The organism is Bradyrhizobium sp. KZN70725 (assembly GCF_055264925.1).
This window is the reverse complement of the sequence record NZ_JBUYWT010000011.1, coordinates 58,687-74,854: the sequence shown is the minus strand read 5'-3', so window position 1 is coordinate 74,854 and position 16,168 is coordinate 58,687. Positions and strand designations below refer to the sequence as shown.

At 65.2% G+C, this 16,168-nt stretch carries 15 protein-coding genes and 1 pseudogene; 9 read left to right on the top strand and 7 right to left on the bottom strand.

The annotated features are described in order from the left end of the window. The first annotated feature begins 11 nt into the window (after positions 1–11). Genes ACZBJS_RS13190 through ACZBJS_RS13175 form a run of 4 tightly spaced genes read left to right on the top strand, consistent with a single transcriptional unit; the run spans position 12 to position 3,747 of the window. Positions 12–941, top strand: a complete 930-nt coding sequence (locus ACZBJS_RS13190) for a TauD/TfdA dioxygenase family protein (protein ID WP_316393945.1) — start codon at positions 12–14, stop codon at positions 939–941. Positions 942–966: 25 nt separating this feature from the next. Then, positions 967–2,022 (top strand): ABC transporter substrate-binding protein, encoded by a 1,056-nt coding sequence (locus tag ACZBJS_RS13185; RefSeq protein ID WP_316393947.1) that lies wholly within the window; start codon positions 967–969, stop codon positions 2,020–2,022. Then, on the top strand, positions 2,019–2,885 hold the full coding sequence (locus ACZBJS_RS13180; protein ID WP_316393949.1) for an ABC transporter ATP-binding protein: 867 nt from the start codon (positions 2,019–2,021) through the stop codon (positions 2,883–2,885). Before ACZBJS_RS13185 ends, ACZBJS_RS13180 begins: the two co-directional genes overlap by 4 nt. After that, complete coding sequence (locus ACZBJS_RS13175; RefSeq protein WP_316393951.1) at positions 2,878–3,747, top strand: ABC transporter permease; 870 nt, start codon at positions 2,878–2,880, stop codon at positions 3,745–3,747. Before ACZBJS_RS13180 ends, ACZBJS_RS13175 begins: the two co-directional genes overlap by 8 nt. A 12-nt stretch (positions 3,748–3,759) precedes the next feature. On the opposite strand, the gene epsC is transcribed toward ACZBJS_RS13175, so the two are convergent. The 6 genes and pseudogenes from epsC to ACZBJS_RS13145 form a co-directional block, all read right to left on the bottom strand. Beyond that, positions 3,760–4,713 (bottom strand): serine O-acetyltransferase EpsC, encoded by a 954-nt coding sequence (epsC, locus tag ACZBJS_RS13170; protein WP_057017436.1) that lies wholly within the window; start codon positions 4,711–4,713, stop codon positions 3,760–3,762. A 19-nt stretch (positions 4,714–4,732) separates the two neighbouring features. Continuing rightward, a complete protein-coding gene (locus ACZBJS_RS13165) occupies positions 4,733–5,305 on the bottom strand; it encodes a flavin reductase family protein (protein ID WP_057017437.1) in 573 nt (190 codons plus the stop codon). 138 nt (positions 5,306–5,443) lie between these two features. Next, complete coding sequence (locus ACZBJS_RS13160; RefSeq protein WP_316393955.1) at positions 5,444–6,673, bottom strand: acyl-CoA dehydrogenase family protein; 1,230 nt, start codon at positions 6,671–6,673, stop codon at positions 5,444–5,446. 42 nt (positions 6,674–6,715) lie between these two features. Continuing rightward, the gene (locus ACZBJS_RS13155) at positions 6,716–7,720 is read right to left on the bottom strand and encodes an NrtA/SsuA/CpmA family ABC transporter substrate-binding protein (protein WP_050387474.1); all 1,005 of its coding nucleotides are present in this window, start codon (positions 7,718–7,720) and stop codon (positions 6,716–6,718) included. A 10-nt stretch (positions 7,721–7,730) separates the two neighbouring features. Then, positions 7,731–8,456 carry an ABC transporter ATP-binding protein gene (locus ACZBJS_RS13150; RefSeq protein WP_316393958.1) on the bottom strand — a complete coding sequence of 242 codons (726 nt, stop codon included), beginning with the start codon at positions 8,454–8,456 and terminating at the stop codon, positions 7,731–7,733. Further along, positions 8,453–9,209, bottom strand: a pseudogene (locus ACZBJS_RS13145) (ABC transporter permease subunit). The gene ACZBJS_RS13150 and the pseudogene ACZBJS_RS13145 overlap by 4 nt, the downstream one beginning before the upstream one ends. Positions 9,210–9,628: 419 nt before the next feature. On the opposite strand from ACZBJS_RS13145, the gene ACZBJS_RS13140 reads away from it, so the two are divergent. After that, entirely contained in the window at positions 9,629–10,720 is a 1,092-nt protein-coding gene (locus ACZBJS_RS13140; RefSeq protein ID WP_076826953.1) for an LLM class flavin-dependent oxidoreductase, read from the top strand. 5 nt (positions 10,721–10,725) lie between these two features. Here the strand turns inward: ACZBJS_RS13140 and ACZBJS_RS13135 are convergent, their stop codons facing one another. Next, positions 10,726–12,066, bottom strand: a complete 1,341-nt coding sequence (locus ACZBJS_RS13135; RefSeq protein ID WP_316393960.1) for an LLM class flavin-dependent oxidoreductase — start codon at positions 12,064–12,066, stop codon at positions 10,726–10,728. Positions 12,067–12,379: 313 nt separating this feature from the next. Between ACZBJS_RS13135 and ACZBJS_RS13130 the strand changes: the two genes are divergently transcribed. Genes ACZBJS_RS13130 through ACZBJS_RS13115 form a run of 4 tightly spaced genes read left to right on the top strand, consistent with a single transcriptional unit; the run spans position 12,380 to position 16,155 of the window. Beyond that, the gene (locus tag ACZBJS_RS13130; protein WP_316393962.1) at positions 12,380–14,008 is read left to right on the top strand and encodes an FAD-dependent oxidoreductase; all 1,629 of its coding nucleotides are present in this window, start codon (positions 12,380–12,382) and stop codon (positions 14,006–14,008) included. After that, positions 14,005–14,325, top strand: a complete 321-nt coding sequence (locus ACZBJS_RS13125; protein ID WP_016840109.1) for a 4Fe-4S dicluster domain-containing protein — start codon at positions 14,005–14,007, stop codon at positions 14,323–14,325. Before ACZBJS_RS13130 ends, ACZBJS_RS13125 begins: the two co-directional genes overlap by 4 nt. 50 nt (positions 14,326–14,375) lie before the next feature. After that, positions 14,376–15,500: a methionine ABC transporter ATP-binding protein gene (locus ACZBJS_RS13120; protein ID WP_316393966.1), complete on the top strand. Its 1,125-nt coding sequence runs from the start codon at positions 14,376–14,378 to the stop codon at positions 15,498–15,500. Beyond that, entirely contained in the window at positions 15,490–16,155 is a 666-nt protein-coding gene (locus ACZBJS_RS13115; protein ID WP_141340380.1) for a methionine ABC transporter permease, read from the top strand. The genes ACZBJS_RS13120 and ACZBJS_RS13115 overlap by 11 nt, the downstream gene beginning before the upstream one ends. Positions 16,156–16,168 lie beyond the last annotated feature (13 nt).

Genomic DNA, 16,168 nt, shown 5'->3' with positions numbered 1-16,168 from the left:
AGACCAACATCATGAGCAAGACGACCACCATCGACAACGTCATTCCGCGCGCCGACATCGTCAAGCGTGCCGCCCGGCTTGGTGCCGAGATCAAGAATGTGAAGCTGTCGGGTGACCTTCCCGACGCGGTCATCCGTGCTGTCAACCAGGTGCTGCTCGAGCACAAGGTGATCTTCTTCCGCGACCAGGAGCACCTCGACGACGCCGAGCAGGAGCGCTTCGCGGTTAAGCTCGGCAAACTGGTGCCGCATCCGACCATCGGCCCGAGCAAGGGTACGTCGTCGATCCTCGAGCTGGATTCGGGGCGTGGTGGCGGCCGCGCGGACCAATGGCATACCGACGTCACGTTCGTCGATTCCTATCCGAAGATCTCGGTGCTGCGCGGCGTGGTAATCCCGCCCTATGGCGGTGACACCGTCTGGTCGAACACGGCGGCCGCCTATCTCGATCTGCCGGCACCGTTGCGCAAGCTCGCCGACGAGCTCTGGACGGTTCATAGCAATGCCTATGATTACGCGGTGAAGTCTCGCGCCACCGACGCCGACAGAAAGCATTTTGACGAGGTATTCACCGGGACGATCTATGAGACCGAGCATCCGGTCGTGCGCGTCCATCCCGAAACGGGCGAGCACACGCTGGTGCTCGGCAATTTCGTCCAGCGCTTTGTCGGCCTGCCGAAATATGACGGCCAGAAGCTGTTCGATCTGTTCCAGTCCCACATCACGGCTCCGGAGAATACCGTGCGCTGGAGCTGGCGGGCCGGAGACGTCGCGATCTGGGACAATCGCGCGACCCAGCACTACGCCGTCAATGACTACGGCGATCAGCATCGTGTGGTGCGCCGCGCCACCATCGACGGCGAGGTTCCGGTCAGCGTCGACGGCCGCCACAGCGTGACGCGGATCAAATCGCCGAAGCCGCAAGCGGCGAAGGCAGCCTGAGCATGTCGCCTATTGGAGCAACACAATGAATGCCATCATTCGAATTCTGTGCGCGCGGCGAGCCGCTGCGCGCCGGGCGGCGCGATTGCTGCTGGCCGGCGTCTTTGCGTTGGGCCTGATCGCTTCGGCCTTCGCCGAGCCACCGCTCGATAAGACCGAGATCCGTTATCAAGGCTGGGCCGGGCAGGTGACGTTCACCGAGCTCGCCGAGGACCTCGGCTACCTCGCGCCGCTCAAGCTCAAATGGGTCGGCAACACCATCAGCGGGCCGCAGGACATTCAGACCGTCGTCACCGGCGACATCGACGTCGGCGGCGCTTTCTATGGTGCGATCATCAAGCTGATCGCGGCCAAGGCGCCGATCAAGGCGGTGGTCGGCTACTACGGTTCCGACTCCAATACCTACTACGGCTACTTTGTGAAGGACGACAGTCCGATCAAGACGGCCCGCGACCTGATCGGCAAGAAGGTCGCGGTCAATACGCTTGGCGCTCATCTGGAGTTCGTGCTGCGTGAGTATCTGGCGCGCAACGGCCTTAGCGCCGGCGAGGCCAAGCAGGTGACATTGGTGGCGGTCCCACCCGTCACCGGCGAGCAGGCGCTGCGGCAAGGGCAGGTCGAGGTGAGCGCGCTCAGCGGCGTGTTGCGCGACAAGGCGCTGGAGCGTGGCGGGATCCGCTCGCTCTTCAACGATACCGATCTGTTCGGACAGTTCACCGGCGGTGCCTATGTGCTGCGGGAGAAGTTCATCAAGGACAATCCGAACACCGCCCGCAAGCTGGTTGAGGGGATCTCGCGCGCCATCCAGTGGGCGCAGACGACGCCGCCCGATGAAGTGCGGGCCCGCTTCGACCGGATCATTGCGGAGCGCAAGCGCAACGAGGATGCCTCCTCGATCAAGTACTGGAAGAGCACCGGCGTCGCGTCCAAGGGCGGCGTGATCTCGGATGCCGAGCTGCAGGTCTGGGTCGACTGGCTGGTCAAGGATGGCCTGCTCAAACCGGGCCAGATCAAGGCCTCGGACACCTACACCAACGAGTTCAACTATTTCCGTCCCGGAAAGACGGCGGAGGCGCGATGACGTCGGTCAAGATCAGCTTTGACAAGGTCCGCAAGGAGTTCGTCACGCGAGGCGAAGGGGGCCGGCCGGCGGGCTATTTCACCGCGCTCGAGGACATCACGTTCGACGTCCGCGCCGGCGAATTCCTCGCCCTGGTCGGTCCAAGCGGTTGCGGCAAGTCGACATTGCTCGATCTGCTCGGCGGGCTCGCGACGCCGACCAACGGCCGCATTCTGCTCGACGGCCGGCCGATCGTCGGACCCGGACGCGACCGCGGCGTCGTGTTCCAGCAGTACGCGCTGTTTCCGTGGCGCACGGCCGCGCAGAATGTGGAGTTCGGGCTCGATATCGCCGGCCTCAAGCCGAAACAACGCGGTGAGATCGCGCGGCACTTCCTCGACTTGGTCGGGTTATCGGGTTTTGCTGACCGTTATCCGCATGAACTCTCCGGCGGCATGAAGCAGCGCGTCGCGATCGCGCGCAGCCTTGCCTATGATCCGGAGGTGCTGCTGATGGACGAGCCGTTCGCTGCGCTCGATGCCCAGACGCGCGAAACGTTGCAGGGCGAGCTGCTGCGGATCTGGCGGGCCACCGGCAAGACCATCATCTTCATCACCCACGGCATCGACGAGGCGGTCGTGCTCGGTCAGCGCGTGGCGGTCATGACGTCCCGTCCGGGGCGGATCAAGGAGATTGTCGACATCCCCGCGGCCTTGCGCAGCGAAGCCGAGGATGTGCGCTCGCTGCCGGAATTCGGCCGCGTGCGCCATGAGATCTGGAGCCTGCTCCGCGAGGAAGTGCAGAAAGCGCAGCTGGGGCAATCAGCGGGCAGGGTCAGCGCAGGCCGTGTCGAGCGTGAAGTAAAGGAAGTCGCTCATGTCTAGCCTGGAGATGCTGACATTGCTGGAGCTCGCGCATGGGCGGCGAGACGAGCACCCGGTGGCCGCGCGGTCACCGCTGGTGAGCGCGGCCCGCGCCGCGACCTGCGGTCTGGCAGCTTTCGGGCGCCGCTCCCTGCTGCTGATCGCCCTTCTGGCGATCTGGGAGGCCGTGCCCAGGCTCGGCTTTATCGACGCGGTGTTTCTGCCGCCCTTCTCAGATGTCATCGCCGCAGGCTGGCAGCTCGCACAAACCGGCGAGCTCTATGACGACGCCTCCGCGAGCCTGCTCCGCGCCCTGAGCGGGTTTCTGGTGTCGGTCGTGTTGTTCGTCCCGCTCGGGCTGGCCGTCGGCTGGTACACAAGGCTCGGCGATCTGCTCAACCAGTTCATCGAGATTTGCCGCAATACCGCGCCGCTCGCGCTCCTGCCGGTGTTCATCCTGCTGCTTGGCATCGGCGAGCTCTCGAAGGTCACGATGGTAGTCTATAGCTGCGCTTGGCCGCTCCTGCTCAACACCATCGCCGCAGTGAAGCAGGTCGATCCGCTCTTGATCAAGTCGGCGCGGACCATGGGCGCGACCCCGCAGCAACTGTTCCGCAAGGTGATCCTTCCGGCGGCGCTTCCGACGATCTTTGTCGGCATTCGCCTCGCCAGTGCGTCAGCCATGCTGGTGCTGGTCGCATCCGAGATGGTCGGCGCCAAGGCCGGTCTCGGCTATCTCATCATCAACAGCCAGTACAGCTTCCTGATCCCGCAGATGTATTTCGGCATAATCGGGATCACCGTGATCGGGTTGGCATTCAATGCGGTCCTGGAGGCGTTGGAACGGCGCTTGATGCGATGGAAGGCACAGGTTGCGGCGTGATGAGATCGTGGTTCAGGCGCCGCTCGGGCTGTTTCGTGCGGTGGCCTGCGTCACAATGCTGTTCGGCGGCACGTCCTTGGTCAGCCAGACGTTGCCGCCGATGGTCGACCCGCGGCCGATCGTGATCCGGCCGAGTATGGTTGCGCCGGCGTAGATCACGACGTCATCCTCGACGATCGGATGGCGGGCGTCGCCCTTGATCACATGGCCCTCGTCGTCGGTCGGGAAATGCCGCGCGCCGAGCGTGACCGCCTGATAGATCCGGACGTTGTTGCCGATGATGGCGGTTTCGCCGATCACGACGCCGGTTCCGTGATCGATGAAGAATCCGGAGCCGATCCGGGCGCCGGGATGGATATCGATGCCGGTCCTTGTGTGGGCGATCTCCGACATCAGGCGAGCCACCAGCCGCGCGCCGATCTGGTAGAGCAGATGCGCAAGGCGATGGTGGATGATGGCGGTCATCCCCGGATAGCCGATCAGGATCTCGGGAAAATTCTGCGCCGCCGGATCTCCAACGAATGCCGCCCGCAGATCGTTGATCAGAAGTCCGCGGACCGACGGCAGTTGGGTCGCGAATGCGCGTGTCAGCTCGATCGCCTCTTCGTGCCCAAAGCCCGGCTCCAGCTCGTCGCCAACGAACAGCGCGCTGCGATGGATCTGCGCGCTGAGCGAATCCAATGCTGTGCTCAGCGTATTGCCGACGAAATAGTCGATGTTCTCGCCGTCGAGGTCCGATTGGCCGTAGTGGCGCGGAAACAGCGCCTCGGTGAGGCCGTCGAGGATCGCCTCCAGCGCGTCCCGCGAGGGCGCGCGGCGTGCCTCGCCGTCGCGCCGGATGCTATGGGTCTCCTCGCGGGAGGTGCGCAGCTCGGCCACGATCCGGTCGAGCTGCCAGCGGCCCGGTGGTCTGCTGACCGCGCCGGCCGTTGACGGAGGCGATGCTGGCGGCAATTCGCGTTTCATGCTGCACCCTTTCTCTGTTCTAACGGACATGCGCCAGAGGAATGCTGACTTCGGCCAATAGGTCGAGATCGGCCTCGTGATCGATCTGGACATACTGTCCATTCCAGTAAGTGAGGCCGGACAGCCGATGCGACAATTCCATGCTGGCGAGGCGGCCCACGATGATGCCATGGGAATGCCGCTCGATGATCTCCTCGACCTGGCATTCGATCATCGCAAGCGACCGCTGCAGCAACGGCACGCCCGAGGCTCCATGGGTCCAATCGGTGCCCTCGAAGCGTTCCCTGCCTTTCAGCCGGCCATTGCTGAAGCGCTCGGCCAGGGCCTGCTGGTCGGAGCCGAGGATGTTGACGCCGAACAGCCGATGGCGGGCGATCGGTGCGAAGGACGATGCCTGCCGGTTGATGCTGACCAGCAGCCGGGGTGGGCTGGCGCTGAGCGACGTCAGCGAGGTCACCGTCATGCCGGTGATGTCCTCACCCTGTCCTGCGGTGATGATGCAAACGCCGCCCGGGAGGCGGCGCATGACAAGGCGAAATTGACGCTCGATCTCGTGGTCGGCATCCACAAGATGAATATCCGGCTTGCTCATCGGGATTCTCCCTTGCATTGCCTCGCCGGATTGGACCTCGCCAGAGCGTTTTCGAGCGAAGTGGATACCGGTTCGCGTGAAGAAAACGCATCAAAACAACAATCCAGAGCTCCGTTCCGATTCGATCGGAGTGGGGCTCTAGAAGAAGCCCTTGGCGGGTAGCGGCGTGCCGCTGATCTCGTATTGTCCGATCGAGCGCGCCTTGAAGGTGTTTGGATTGTGCGACGCCAGCGTGCGCGCGTTGCGCCAGTGGCGGTCGAAATTGGTCGCCTTCTTGGTGGCCGATGCACCGCCGACGTCGAACAGCAGGCTACCGCTCCGGATCGCGAATTCGTCCGCAACGATCTTGGCCTTGGCCGACAGCAGCGCGGCCTTGTGCGCGGCCTCGACGGCGTTTTCGTCGCCTGCATCGAAAGCGTCGGTGGCGGCATGGAGCGCCTCCGCGGCCGCAAGCACCACGGTCTCGGCGGCGAATGCGCCGCTGGCGATCTGGCCGACGGTCTGTTGCAGCAGCGGGTCGTCCACTGGCACCTCACTCGGCGCGTAATAGAACGTCCGCTTGCGGGTCCGCACCAGGGCGCTGGCGTCGCGCAGCACGGCGCGCGCGATGCCGGCATTGATCGCAGTCAGGAACAGCTGGGCAAATGTGTTGGAGTAGGGAATGCCGTAGCCGGTATCCGGTGCATCGAACACGACCTCCTGGCGCTTGACGCGCACGTTGCGGAAGTGGGTGGTGCCGGTCGCCGTCAGCCGCTGCCCGAGACCGTCCCAGTCGTCGATCAGCTCAATGCCCTCGCGGTTCACCGGAATCAGCACGGCAGCATTGGTGGCGGATGTGTCGGCGGTGCGAACGAGGACGTAGTCCGAATACAGTGTGCCGGTGCTATAGTATTTCGTGCCGTTGAGCAGGTAGTCGTCGCCGTCGGCAGTGAGTGTCGTGTTCGGCGTGACATTGCCGACCTTCGGCGTGTCGAGCTCGGTCGCCGCGAGCCCGATGATCGCGCCGTCGGCAACTGCCTTCTGCCACTGCCTGTGCTGATCGTCCTTCGGCCGGCGCACCAGGCGTTCGACGACGCTGAAATGGTTGCGCAGGATATGCGCGACATTGGCGTCGGCCTCACCGAGACCGATGACGATCTCGAACAATGCGCGAATCGACAGGCCGGCGCCGCCGGCTTCGATCGGAAGCCGCAACGCGCCGAGGCGGGCCTTGCGAATGAGATCGACTTGCGCGAACGGCAGGACGCGCTCGCGTTCGCGCTCGGCGGCGCCTTCCGCGATGCGGCCGAGCAGCGCGTCGATATCGGGTGCGCGGCTGTGAAGGCGGTCGGAAGGCTCCAGCGAGGTGGCGGACAGAGGCTTGTTCATTGGTATCACCCAAATGGCGTTGATTGATATGACTGCTACTGATCAGAGCTGGGCCAGGTGGTCGGTGACTTTGATCGGCTCCGGGAGCACCTTGCGCGCGACCAGCCAGTCGGCGGCCCTTTGCAGCTCGGCGAGGAAGTTTTCGTCGTTGGCGGCGAAGTAGCGATACTGCCGGTTCAGCGCGATGAACTGGTCGCGGACCTGGTCGCTGTACTTGCCGGCCTTCTGCGCGATGTATTCGGCATCCTTGCTGTTCGCGGAGATCCACTTGCCTTCGGCGCGGAAGGCGTCGTTGACGGCCCGGACCAGCGCAGGATTGTCGGTCGCAAATTTTCGGGTGGTCAGGTAGGACGTGTAGTCGATCTGGAACTCGAGATCGCGACCTTCCAGGAAGATGTCGTGCGCCTTGTATTCGAGCCGCGCGATATCGACGCCCGGGCTCCACATCGACCAGGCGTCGACCTTCCCGGAGGCCAGCGCCGGCGCTGCGTCCGGCGGGTTGAGATAGACGAACGTCACCTTGGAGCGGTCGACCTTGTGCTTCTCGAGCGCGGCAACCAGCAGGAATTCGCCGAGACCCGAACGGTTCACCGCCACCGACTTGCCGACGAGATCCTCGACCTTGTTTATGCCAGAGTCATCCCGCGCGATGATCGCCGTGGTGCGCGGCTCGTAGACCACGAATTGGGTGAATACCAGCGGCGAGCCGGCGATGATCGCGGCGAGTGCCGGCGTCGTGCTGCCGCCGAAGCTGAAATCGGCGCTACCGCCGGTCACAGCCTGCAGCGTCGGCGCATGATTGGGGAACGGCCCGAGCCACTCGACCTTGATGCCGTCCCTGGCCAGCAGCTTCTCGAACTCGCCGCGCTCCTTGGCGATCAGATTGAGGCCGCTCAAACCCCAGGTCAGACGCACCGTGTCGGTGACGCGGCCGGTCGCCGCATGCGCCGGCTCGGACAGGTCAAAGCCGGCAAGCGCGCCGATGCCGAAGGCGGCGCCGCCAAGGAAGCTGCGACGGGTGGGGTTGGTGAACCGGGGGATAGACATTGAGTGGTCCTCAGGCAGGAATGGAGTGAGAGGTGTCGACGCCGAGCTCCGCCAGCAGGTCGGTGCGGGCGATCGGCGCTGCGCCGTTACGTTTCATGGGATGCTCGAACGCGATCCGGCCCTCGCGCATCACCAGGATGCGGTCGGCGAGCGCGATCGCCTCGTCGACGTCGTGGGTGACCAGGAGCACGCCGGGGCGATGGACGGCGACCAGCTCGCGCACCAGATCGTGCATGCGAATGCGAGTCAGCGCATCGAGCGCTGCGAACGGCTCGTCGAGCAAGAGCAACTCGGGTTCCTGCACCAGCGCGCGCGCCAGCGCCACGCGCTGCGCCTGTCCGCCCGAGAGGTTGCGCGGCCAGTCATCGAGACGGCCGCCGAGTCCGACCTCGGTGAGCGCGGTGGCGGCGCGCTGACGGGCGTCGCTCGCATTGAGGCCGAGCGAGACGTTGCGCCACAGACTGTCCCACGGCAGCAGTCGGTGCTCCTGGAAAACGACGGCCGGCCGCCGCGGTGCCGTGATGCGCCCGCCGTCGATCGCATCGAGGCCGGCCAGCGCCCGCAGCAGCGTGGTCTTGCCGCAGCCGCTTTCGCCGAGCAGGACGACGAACTCGCCGCGCTCGATGCGCAGGTTGAGGTTCTCGATCACCACGCGGCTGCCATAGGCGCGATGCAGTCCGGTCACCACGACGGCCGGCGCAATCGCGGCCGGTGAGGGCACGGCGTGCAGCGTCATCGCGCGCTTCCATAGTTCGGATGCCAGGCCAATAGCCGCCGCTCCAGGGCGCGCGCGATGCCGTCGGCGGCGACGCCGATCAGCGCATAGATCACGATCGTCAGCACGATCACGTCGGTGCGCAGGAACTCGCGCGCATCCATGGCGAGAAAGCCGATGCCGGACTGGGCGCCGATGGTCTCCGCGACCACCAGCGCCAGCCACGCGGTCGCCAGCGCATAGCGCACACCGGTCAGGATCGATGGCAGGGCGCCGGGCAGGATGACGCGCCGGATCAGCTCGAGTGTCCCGAGGCCCTGGACGCGGCCGAGCTCGAGCAACTTCGGGTCGACCTGCCGGATGCCCAGCGTGGTGTTGATGTAGATCGGGAAGGCGACGCCGAGCGCGACCAGGAAGATCTTCTGGGCTTCGCCGACGCCGAGCCAGACGATCACCAGCGGTAGCGCGGCGAGAAACGGGATCGCGCGGATCATCTGGATGCTGCGGTCGATGGCAGCCTCCGCGATCCGCGAGAAGCCCACGAGGATGCCGAGCGCGAATCCGACGCTGCCGCCGATCGCAAAACCGGCCGTTGCGCGCAGCAGGCTGACGCCGAGATCGTTCAGCAGGCTTCCGGACGTCGCCAGCTTGAATGCCGTCCGGACGACCTTGCTCGGTGCCGGCAGCACCTGCGGCGAGAGCCAGCCGGCCTGCGCCAGCAATTCCCAGACGATCAGAAGCATGACCGGGAGCGAGCCACGACAGCAGCAGCATGCCGCGCCGGCCGATCTCTACTCGTGGCTTCCGGGACGGCGATGCCGTTTGAACGCTGCGCGGCGTTGAATCAAACGCGATCGATGACGCAGCCTGTTCGAGGTTGCTCAAGTCTGTTCTGTCCTCGTCTAACCTTGCGCGCGAGCATCATTGATCGCGCGCGGCATGGTTCGCCGTTCTCTCGATGAACGGCGCGTCGCCGCACGAAAGAAGGCGTTGTTCATGTCGCGCAAACTGTCCCACGAATTTTCTCGAACAGAAATAGAGCCGTATTCCAATTGTCGCTGCGTCCGGAGTTTTCTGGTTTATCGGCGCGCGCGGCGCGGCAAGGAAAATCTTTTGATGCGCAGCTGCTTGATCTGTCGCCGTGCTTCTTTGAAAACACGCCGACGTAACGTCAGGGAAATCGGAGAGACGGCATGTCGACACGACCGCTTCGCTTTGGCATCTGGGCGCTGGTCCATGGTTCGCGCGCGGCCTATCAAGATCCGGAGGAGCCGTATGACGCATCGTGGGAGCGCAATCGCGACCTCGTGCTTGCCGCCGAGACACTGGGCTACGATTCCACGCTGATCGCGCAGCACACCATCAATCCGCATCGGGAGGATTTCGATCAGCTCGAGGCCTGGAGCGCGGCGGCGGCCGTTGCGGCATTGACCAGCCGGATCGAGATCATCGCGGCCATCAAGCCCTATCTCTATCATCCGGTGGTTCTCGCCAAGCTCGCGCTCGGGATCGAGAACATCAGCCGCGGACGCTTCGCGATCAACCTGGTCAATGCCTGGAACCGGCCCGAACTCGACAAGGCCGGCATCGGCTTTGCCGAGCACGATGCCCGTTACGCCTATGGCCGCGAGTGGATCACGATTGTCTCGCGCCTGATGCAGGGCGAGCGGTTGACCTACAAGGGCGAGCATTTCGACGTCCGCGATTATCTGTTGCGGCCGACGAGCCTCTACCGACCGCGACCATTGATCTATGTCGGCGGCGAATCCGAGCCGGCGCGCGCTTTGGTCGCCGACCACGGCGACGTCTGGTTCATCAATGGTCAGCCGCTCGAGGATGTCGCGGGCCTCATTGCCGACGTGGCGGCGCGGCCGCGGACGTCGGTGCCGCTTCGCTTCGGGCTGTCCGCCTTCGTCATCGCGCGCCAGACGCAGGCCGAGGCCCAGGCCGCCTATGAGCGGCTGCTTGAGCTGTCGCGGAAGGACGCCTCGATAAAGGTGATCCAGCGACAGAACACCGACCCGAAGGTCGTGATGATGCAGACCATGCAGAAGTCGGAGCGGATCGGCAGCAACGGCGGCACCGCTGCCGGGCTGGTCGGCAGCTATGATGACGTGGCCGCCCGAGTCGGGGCGTTCCATGCCGCAGGCATCGAGTTGTTCATGCTGCAGTTCCAGCCTTTCGAGGCCGAGATGGAGCGCTTTGCGAAGGAGATCATCCCGCGCGTCCGCGCAGCGTCATCTGCTGCGAATGACACCCCACCACTGCTGGCGAGCTCGCGGTAACTGCGTCACGCGGTTGCGGCGGCTTCCGTCTGACGCGCAAAGCGGCTGATCGACCGAGGCAGGCCAAAATGCTCACGCAAGGTGGTGCCGGCGTAATCGGTTCGGAACAGACCGCGGCGCTGCAGGATCGGCACCACGTTGTCGACGAAGACCTCGAGCCCGGTCGGCAGCACGTCCGGCATCAGATTGAATCCGTCGGCCGCGCCGGCCTTGAACCAGGCCTCGATGTCGTTGGCGATCTGCTCGGGCGTGCCGACGATGATGCGGTGTCCGACCCCGCCGCCGAGCGCGCGCAACAACTGCCGGACGGTGAGGTCACCGCGGCGCGCAAGGTTCACCGTGCCCTGGAACATGGTGTGGTTGGCGTTGGCCGGCAGCGGCAGCGGATCGGGTAGTGGCTTGTCGAGCTCAAGGATCGCAGGATCGACCTGCAATGTGCCCGCGAGACGCGCCAGGCTGTACTCGATCGGAACCAGCTCCCACAGCTCATCCTGCCGCCGTCTCGCCTCGGTTTCGGTGCTGCCGATCACTGTGGCAAGGCCCGGCAGGATGACGATGGAGTCGCCGGCGCGGCCGTAGGTCGCGGCGCGGGCGCGCAGATCGCGCGCATAGGCGACGCCTTCCTCGATCGTCTGCGCCAGCGTGAACACAGCTTCGGCCTGCGCGGCAGCGAGATCACGGCCGTCGTGCGAGCCACCGGCCTGCACGGTGACCGGGCGGCCCTGCGGCGAACGCGGCACGTTAAGCGGACCGGCCACGGCGTAATGGGCGCCGCGATGCGCGATCGGATGAACCTTCGACGTATCGACAAATCGCGCCGAGGACTTGTCGCCGACAAAGGCGTCGTCCTCCCAACTGTCCCACAGCGCATGGACGACCTCGGCGAACTCCTTGGCGCGCTCGTAGCGGGCCTTGTGCTCCAGCACGTTGCTGAGGCCAAAATTGCGGCTGGCCGACGCGTCGGCAGTGGTCACCGCATTCCAGCCGGCGCGGCCGCCGCTCGCGAGATCCAGGGTCGCGAAGCGGCGCGCGATGTTGTACGGCTCGTTGTAGGTGGTCGAGGCGGTCGCGATCAGCCCGATATGGCTGGTCGCCGCGGCCACCGATGCCAGCACGATCGTCGGTTCCATCGACATGAAGGAGCGGTAGTCGATGCGGTCGGTGATCGCCGGTGTGTCGGCAAGGAAGATCGCATCGAGCTTGCCGCGCTCGGCGATCTCAGCCACGCGCACATAATGGCCGACGTCGAAGCAGGCGCGAGGATCGCTTTCGGGCAGCCGCCACGCCGACGCATAGACGCCGGAGTGCAGCAGATTGACATTGAGATGAAGCTGACGATCGGACATGGCTGCCCCGCATTGAGGTGAGACGACTCACGAGGTATCGCCTGTCAGGCCACATGAAAACGAACGGCCGGCGCGTGCATGCAAAAAGAAATTTCCGTCTCCGCTGCGCGATCTGCGAACAAATCCGGTGTCGATCTTCTGCGATGAGCGGAACATCCCCTCCGCCGCCGCATGAATATTCTGCCACGTGCCGCGGCAGGGGAAGCTTCGTCCAAGTCTGCGCAAATATCTGAAATTGCCAGGGCAGCCTGCGCGCGTAACGATGCTGTTGCGGCGCGTTGCAAGCAATCGGTGCCTCCCGGAGAACTGAACCATGACAGTCCACGAGCGACGCGCCGAACAGCGAACCGCGCCAGGCGGTTCGGTCGAATTCGACGCCGACGTGCTGGTGATCGGCGGCGGACCGGCAGGCACGTGGGCTGCGGTGAGCGCAGCCGAGTGCGGCGCACGCGTCGTGCTCGCCGACAAGGGATTTTGCGGCACGTCGGGTGCCACCGCGGCTGCCGGCACCGGCGTCTGGTATGTCGATCCCAATCCGGCGCTGCGCAAGGCCGCAATGGCCAATCGCGAAAAGATGGGCGGGCACCTGCAGGATCGCCGCTGGATGGCGCGCGTGCTCGACCAGACCTACGAGGACAGCAATCGTCTGGCCGCCTGGGGTTACCCTTACCCGGTCGACGACAGCGGCACATCGCAGCGCAACTCGCTGCAGGGGCCGGAATACATGCGCCTGATGCGCAAGCGCACCAAGCAGGCCGGCGTCACCATTCTCGATCACAGTCCGGCGCTCGAACTGCTGGTGGATGACGACGGCTCGGTTGCGGGAGCCAGCGGCGTGCGCCGCCAGAAGCACGATCGCTGGATCGTGCGCGCCAAGGCTGTCGTCATGGCGACCGGCGGCTGCGCGTTCCTGAGCAAGACGCTGGGATCGAATGTGCTGACCGGAGACGGCTATCTGATGGCCGCGGAGGTCGGGGCCGAATTCAGCAGCATGGAATTCTCGAATCCCTATGCGATCTCGCCGGCGTTCGGCTCCGTGACCAAGACGCTGTTTTATGGCTGGGCGACCTTCAGCTACGAGGACGGCAGCGTCGTTCCCGGTGCGGCATCCAAGGGCGGGCGATCGGCGATTGCGCGCGCGCTGCTTCAGGGACCGGTCTATGCCCGCCTCGACAAGGCCGACGACGACGTGCAGCGTCACATGCGCGCATCGCAGCCGAATTTCTTCCTGCCGTTCGATCGCACCGGCATCGATCCCTTCAGGGAGCGTTTCCCCGTCACCTTGCGGCTCGAAGGCACCGTGCGCGGCACCGGCGGCCTTCGCATTGTCGACGGTAGCTGCGCCACCAGCGTGCCGGGACTCTATGCCGCCGGTGATGCAGCGACGCGCGAATTGATCTGCGGCGGCTTCACCGGCGGCGGCAGCCACAATGCCGCCTGGGCGATGTCATCGGGGACCTGGGCCGGATGGGGCGCTGCCGGCTATGCAAGGCAGCTGGGCCCGGCACGTCAACGACGACTGGCGTCCGCCGGTACCGTCGCGTTCCGAAGCAAGGCGGGTCGCGCGTTTGAGCCCGCCACGCTGACAAAGGCGGTCCAGGACGAGGTCTATCCGTTTGAGCTGAACTACTTCCGGCATGCCTCGCGTCTCGAAGGCGCCCTCGAGCGGCTGGATGCGGCGTGGGTCAATGCATCATCGGCCGATGCGGCGAGCAAGGACGATCTGCTGCGCGCCCGCGAGAGCGCGGCCATGCTGGCGACGTCGCGCTGGATGTACCGCAGCGCGCTGGCGCGGAACGAAAGCCGCGGCATGCATCGCCGCGACGACTATCCCGATCAAGACGACCGCCAACGCCATTACGTGACGAGCGGCGGTTTGGACGAGGTCTGGACCACGGTGCGGCCGCATGCCGAGGCCAGCTATGCAGAGGCCGCGGAATGATCGAGGTGATCGACGCCGAGCGCTGCACGTCCTGCGACATCTGCGTGAATGTCTGCCCCACCAATGTCTTCGACAAGACGGAGGGGATTCCGGTGATCGCCCGTCAGGGCGATTGCCAGACCTGTTTCCTCTGCGAACTGTATTGTCCCGAGGACGCGCTTTACGTGTCGCCTTATGCGGAGGAGCCTCGCCCGACCGACGTGGTCGCGTTGCGGCAGACTGCCGCGTTGGGCAGCTACCGCCGCGCGGTCGGCTGGACCGACGAGACGCGCGATCTCCGCGGCATCGACCGCAGCTATCTGCTCTTTGGTCATTGAGCCCGGGCTGCGCCCGGCGACCGAAGCCATTTCCCAATTGGACCGACTGAATGAATGTACATCAATCCCTGACGACGGCGCAGCCTGTTGCACCGCTGCCGCCCATTCCGCTCGCATCAGGCGCGAGCGATGCCATGATCCGCTTCGAGGCCGTCTCGAAGGTCTATCCGGCCTATCGCGACAAGCCGAGCGTCCATGCCTTGCAGGCGATCGACTTCGCGATCCCGCGCGGCTCGATCACCGGCGTGATCGGCCGCTCCGGCGCCGGCAAATCGAGCCTCGTCCGCCTCATCAACGGGCTTGAGAAGCCGTCGAGCGGCCGCGTCGTCGTCGATAACAGCGAGATCTCGGCGCTTGCCGGTCGCGAGCTGCGCCTGGCGCAGCGCTCGATCGGCATGATCTTCCAGCATTTCAACTTGCTGTCGTCGCGGACGGCGGCGGACAATATCGCCTTGCCGCTCGAGATCGCCGGCTGGTCCACGGCCGACATCGCCGTCCGTGTAGCCGAGCTGCTCGAGCTCGTCGGCATTGCCGACAAATACGATCGTTATCCCTCGGAATTGTCCGGCGGCCAGAAGCAGCGCATCGGCATCGCCCGCGCGCTGGCGACTCGGCCGAATGTGCTGCTGTCCGACGAGGCGACGTCGGCGCTCGATCCGCAGACCACGCGCGCGATTCTGGAGCTGCTGGCCAACATCAATCGTGAACTCGGGGTGACGATCGTGTTGATCACCCACGAGATGTCGGTGGTCCGCCAACTCGCCAAGGAAGTCGCGGTGATCGACGGCGGCCAGGTCGTCGAACGCGGCCATGTCGCGGAAATCTTCACGCATCCCCAGCATCCGGTCACGCAGGCGTTCCTTTCCGAGGTGATCGGGGACAGTGTTCCGGTCTCGCTGGCGAGCCGCCTTTCGCCACAGCCGGTTGCCGGCGGGCAGACGGTCCTTCGCGTGCAGGTGCGCGGTACTGAAGCCGGCGACACCGTCGTGGCGCGGCTTTCGCGCGAACTGTCCCATGACGTGGCGCTGCTATCGGCCCGCATCGATGAGATCGGCGGCCAGCACGTGGGCTCGCTAATCCTTGGCATTCCCGGCGGTGAAGCCACGGCCAGGCAGGCCCTGGCTTATCTTTCTCAGCATGACATTCTGGTGGAGCGTCTCGGCTATGTCGCGTGAACTCATCAACCTGATCGTTCAGGCCACGGGCGAGAGCCTTTTCATGGTCTCGGTGGCTGCGCTGGTTGCGACCGCGCTGGGCCTTCCGCTCGGCGTCTTCCTGGCGACCAGCCGGAAAGGGGAGCTGTTCGCCGCGCCGCCAGCCAATGGCGTGCTCGGCGTCATCGTCAATGCGGCCCGCTCGACGCCGTTCATCATCCTGGTGGTTGCGATCATTCCTTTCACGCGGCTGATTGCCGGCACCTCGATCGGATCGGGCGCGGCAATCGTGCCGCTCACCATCGCGGCAACGCCGTTCATTGCCCGTCTGGTCGAGGCGGCGATCCGCGAGGTCGATGCCGGTCTGATCGAGACGGCGTCCTCGTTCGGTGCAAGCCCGTTGCAGATCGTGTTCAAGGTCTTGATCCCGGAGGCGTTGCCGGGCCTGGTGCTGGCCTTGACACTCGCGGTGGTCAGCCTGCTCGGCTACTCCGCAATGGTCGGGGCCGTCGGAGGCGGCGGCCTCGGCGACCTCGGCATTCGCTATGGCTATCAGCGCTTCATGCCCGAAATGATGCTGGCGGTCGTCGTCGTTTTGATCGCGCTGGTTCAGACCGTGCAGACCGCCGGCGACTATCTGGCGCGCCGCGTCAACCGCCGCCTACGTCATCGCTAAAGGCGCGGTGGCG

Coding starts and splice junctions, on each gene's coding strand:
- ACZBJS_RS13175 (WP_316393951.1), top strand. CDS start 2,878: ATGTCTAGCCTGGAGATGCTGACATTGCTGGAGCTCGCGCATGGGCGG.
- ACZBJS_RS13160 (WP_316393955.1), bottom strand. CDS start 6,673: ATGAACAAGCCTCTGTCCGCCACCTCGCTGGAGCCTTCCGACCGCCTT.
- ACZBJS_RS13185 (WP_316393947.1), top strand. CDS start 967: ATGAATGCCATCATTCGAATTCTGTGCGCGCGGCGAGCCGCTGCGCGC.
- ACZBJS_RS13165 (WP_057017437.1), bottom strand. CDS start 5,305: ATGAGCAAGCCGGATATTCATCTTGTGGATGCCGACCACGAGATCGAG.
- ACZBJS_RS13150 (WP_316393958.1), bottom strand. CDS start 8,456: ATGACGCTGCACGCCGTGCCCTCACCGGCCGCGATTGCGCCGGCCGTC.
- ACZBJS_RS13130 (WP_316393962.1), top strand. CDS start 12,380: ATGACAGTCCACGAGCGACGCGCCGAACAGCGAACCGCGCCAGGCGGT.
- ACZBJS_RS13190 (WP_316393945.1), top strand. CDS start 12: ATGAGCAAGACGACCACCATCGACAACGTCATTCCGCGCGCCGACATC.
- ACZBJS_RS13155 (WP_050387474.1), bottom strand. CDS start 7,720: ATGTCTATCCCCCGGTTCACCAACCCCACCCGTCGCAGCTTCCTTGGC.
- ACZBJS_RS13180 (WP_316393949.1), top strand. CDS start 2,019: ATGACGTCGGTCAAGATCAGCTTTGACAAGGTCCGCAAGGAGTTCGTC.
- ACZBJS_RS13115 (WP_141340380.1), top strand. CDS start 15,490: ATGTCGCGTGAACTCATCAACCTGATCGTTCAGGCCACGGGCGAGAGC.
- ACZBJS_RS13120 (WP_316393966.1), top strand. CDS start 14,376: ATGAATGTACATCAATCCCTGACGACGGCGCAGCCTGTTGCACCGCTG.
- ACZBJS_RS13135 (WP_316393960.1), bottom strand. CDS start 12,066: ATGTCCGATCGTCAGCTTCATCTCAATGTCAATCTGCTGCACTCCGGC.
- epsC (WP_057017436.1), bottom strand. CDS start 4,713: ATGAAACGCGAATTGCCGCCAGCATCGCCTCCGTCAACGGCCGGCGCG.
- ACZBJS_RS13140 (WP_076826953.1), top strand. CDS start 9,629: ATGTCGACACGACCGCTTCGCTTTGGCATCTGGGCGCTGGTCCATGGT.
- ACZBJS_RS13125 (WP_016840109.1), top strand. CDS start 14,005: ATGATCGAGGTGATCGACGCCGAGCGCTGCACGTCCTGCGACATCTGC.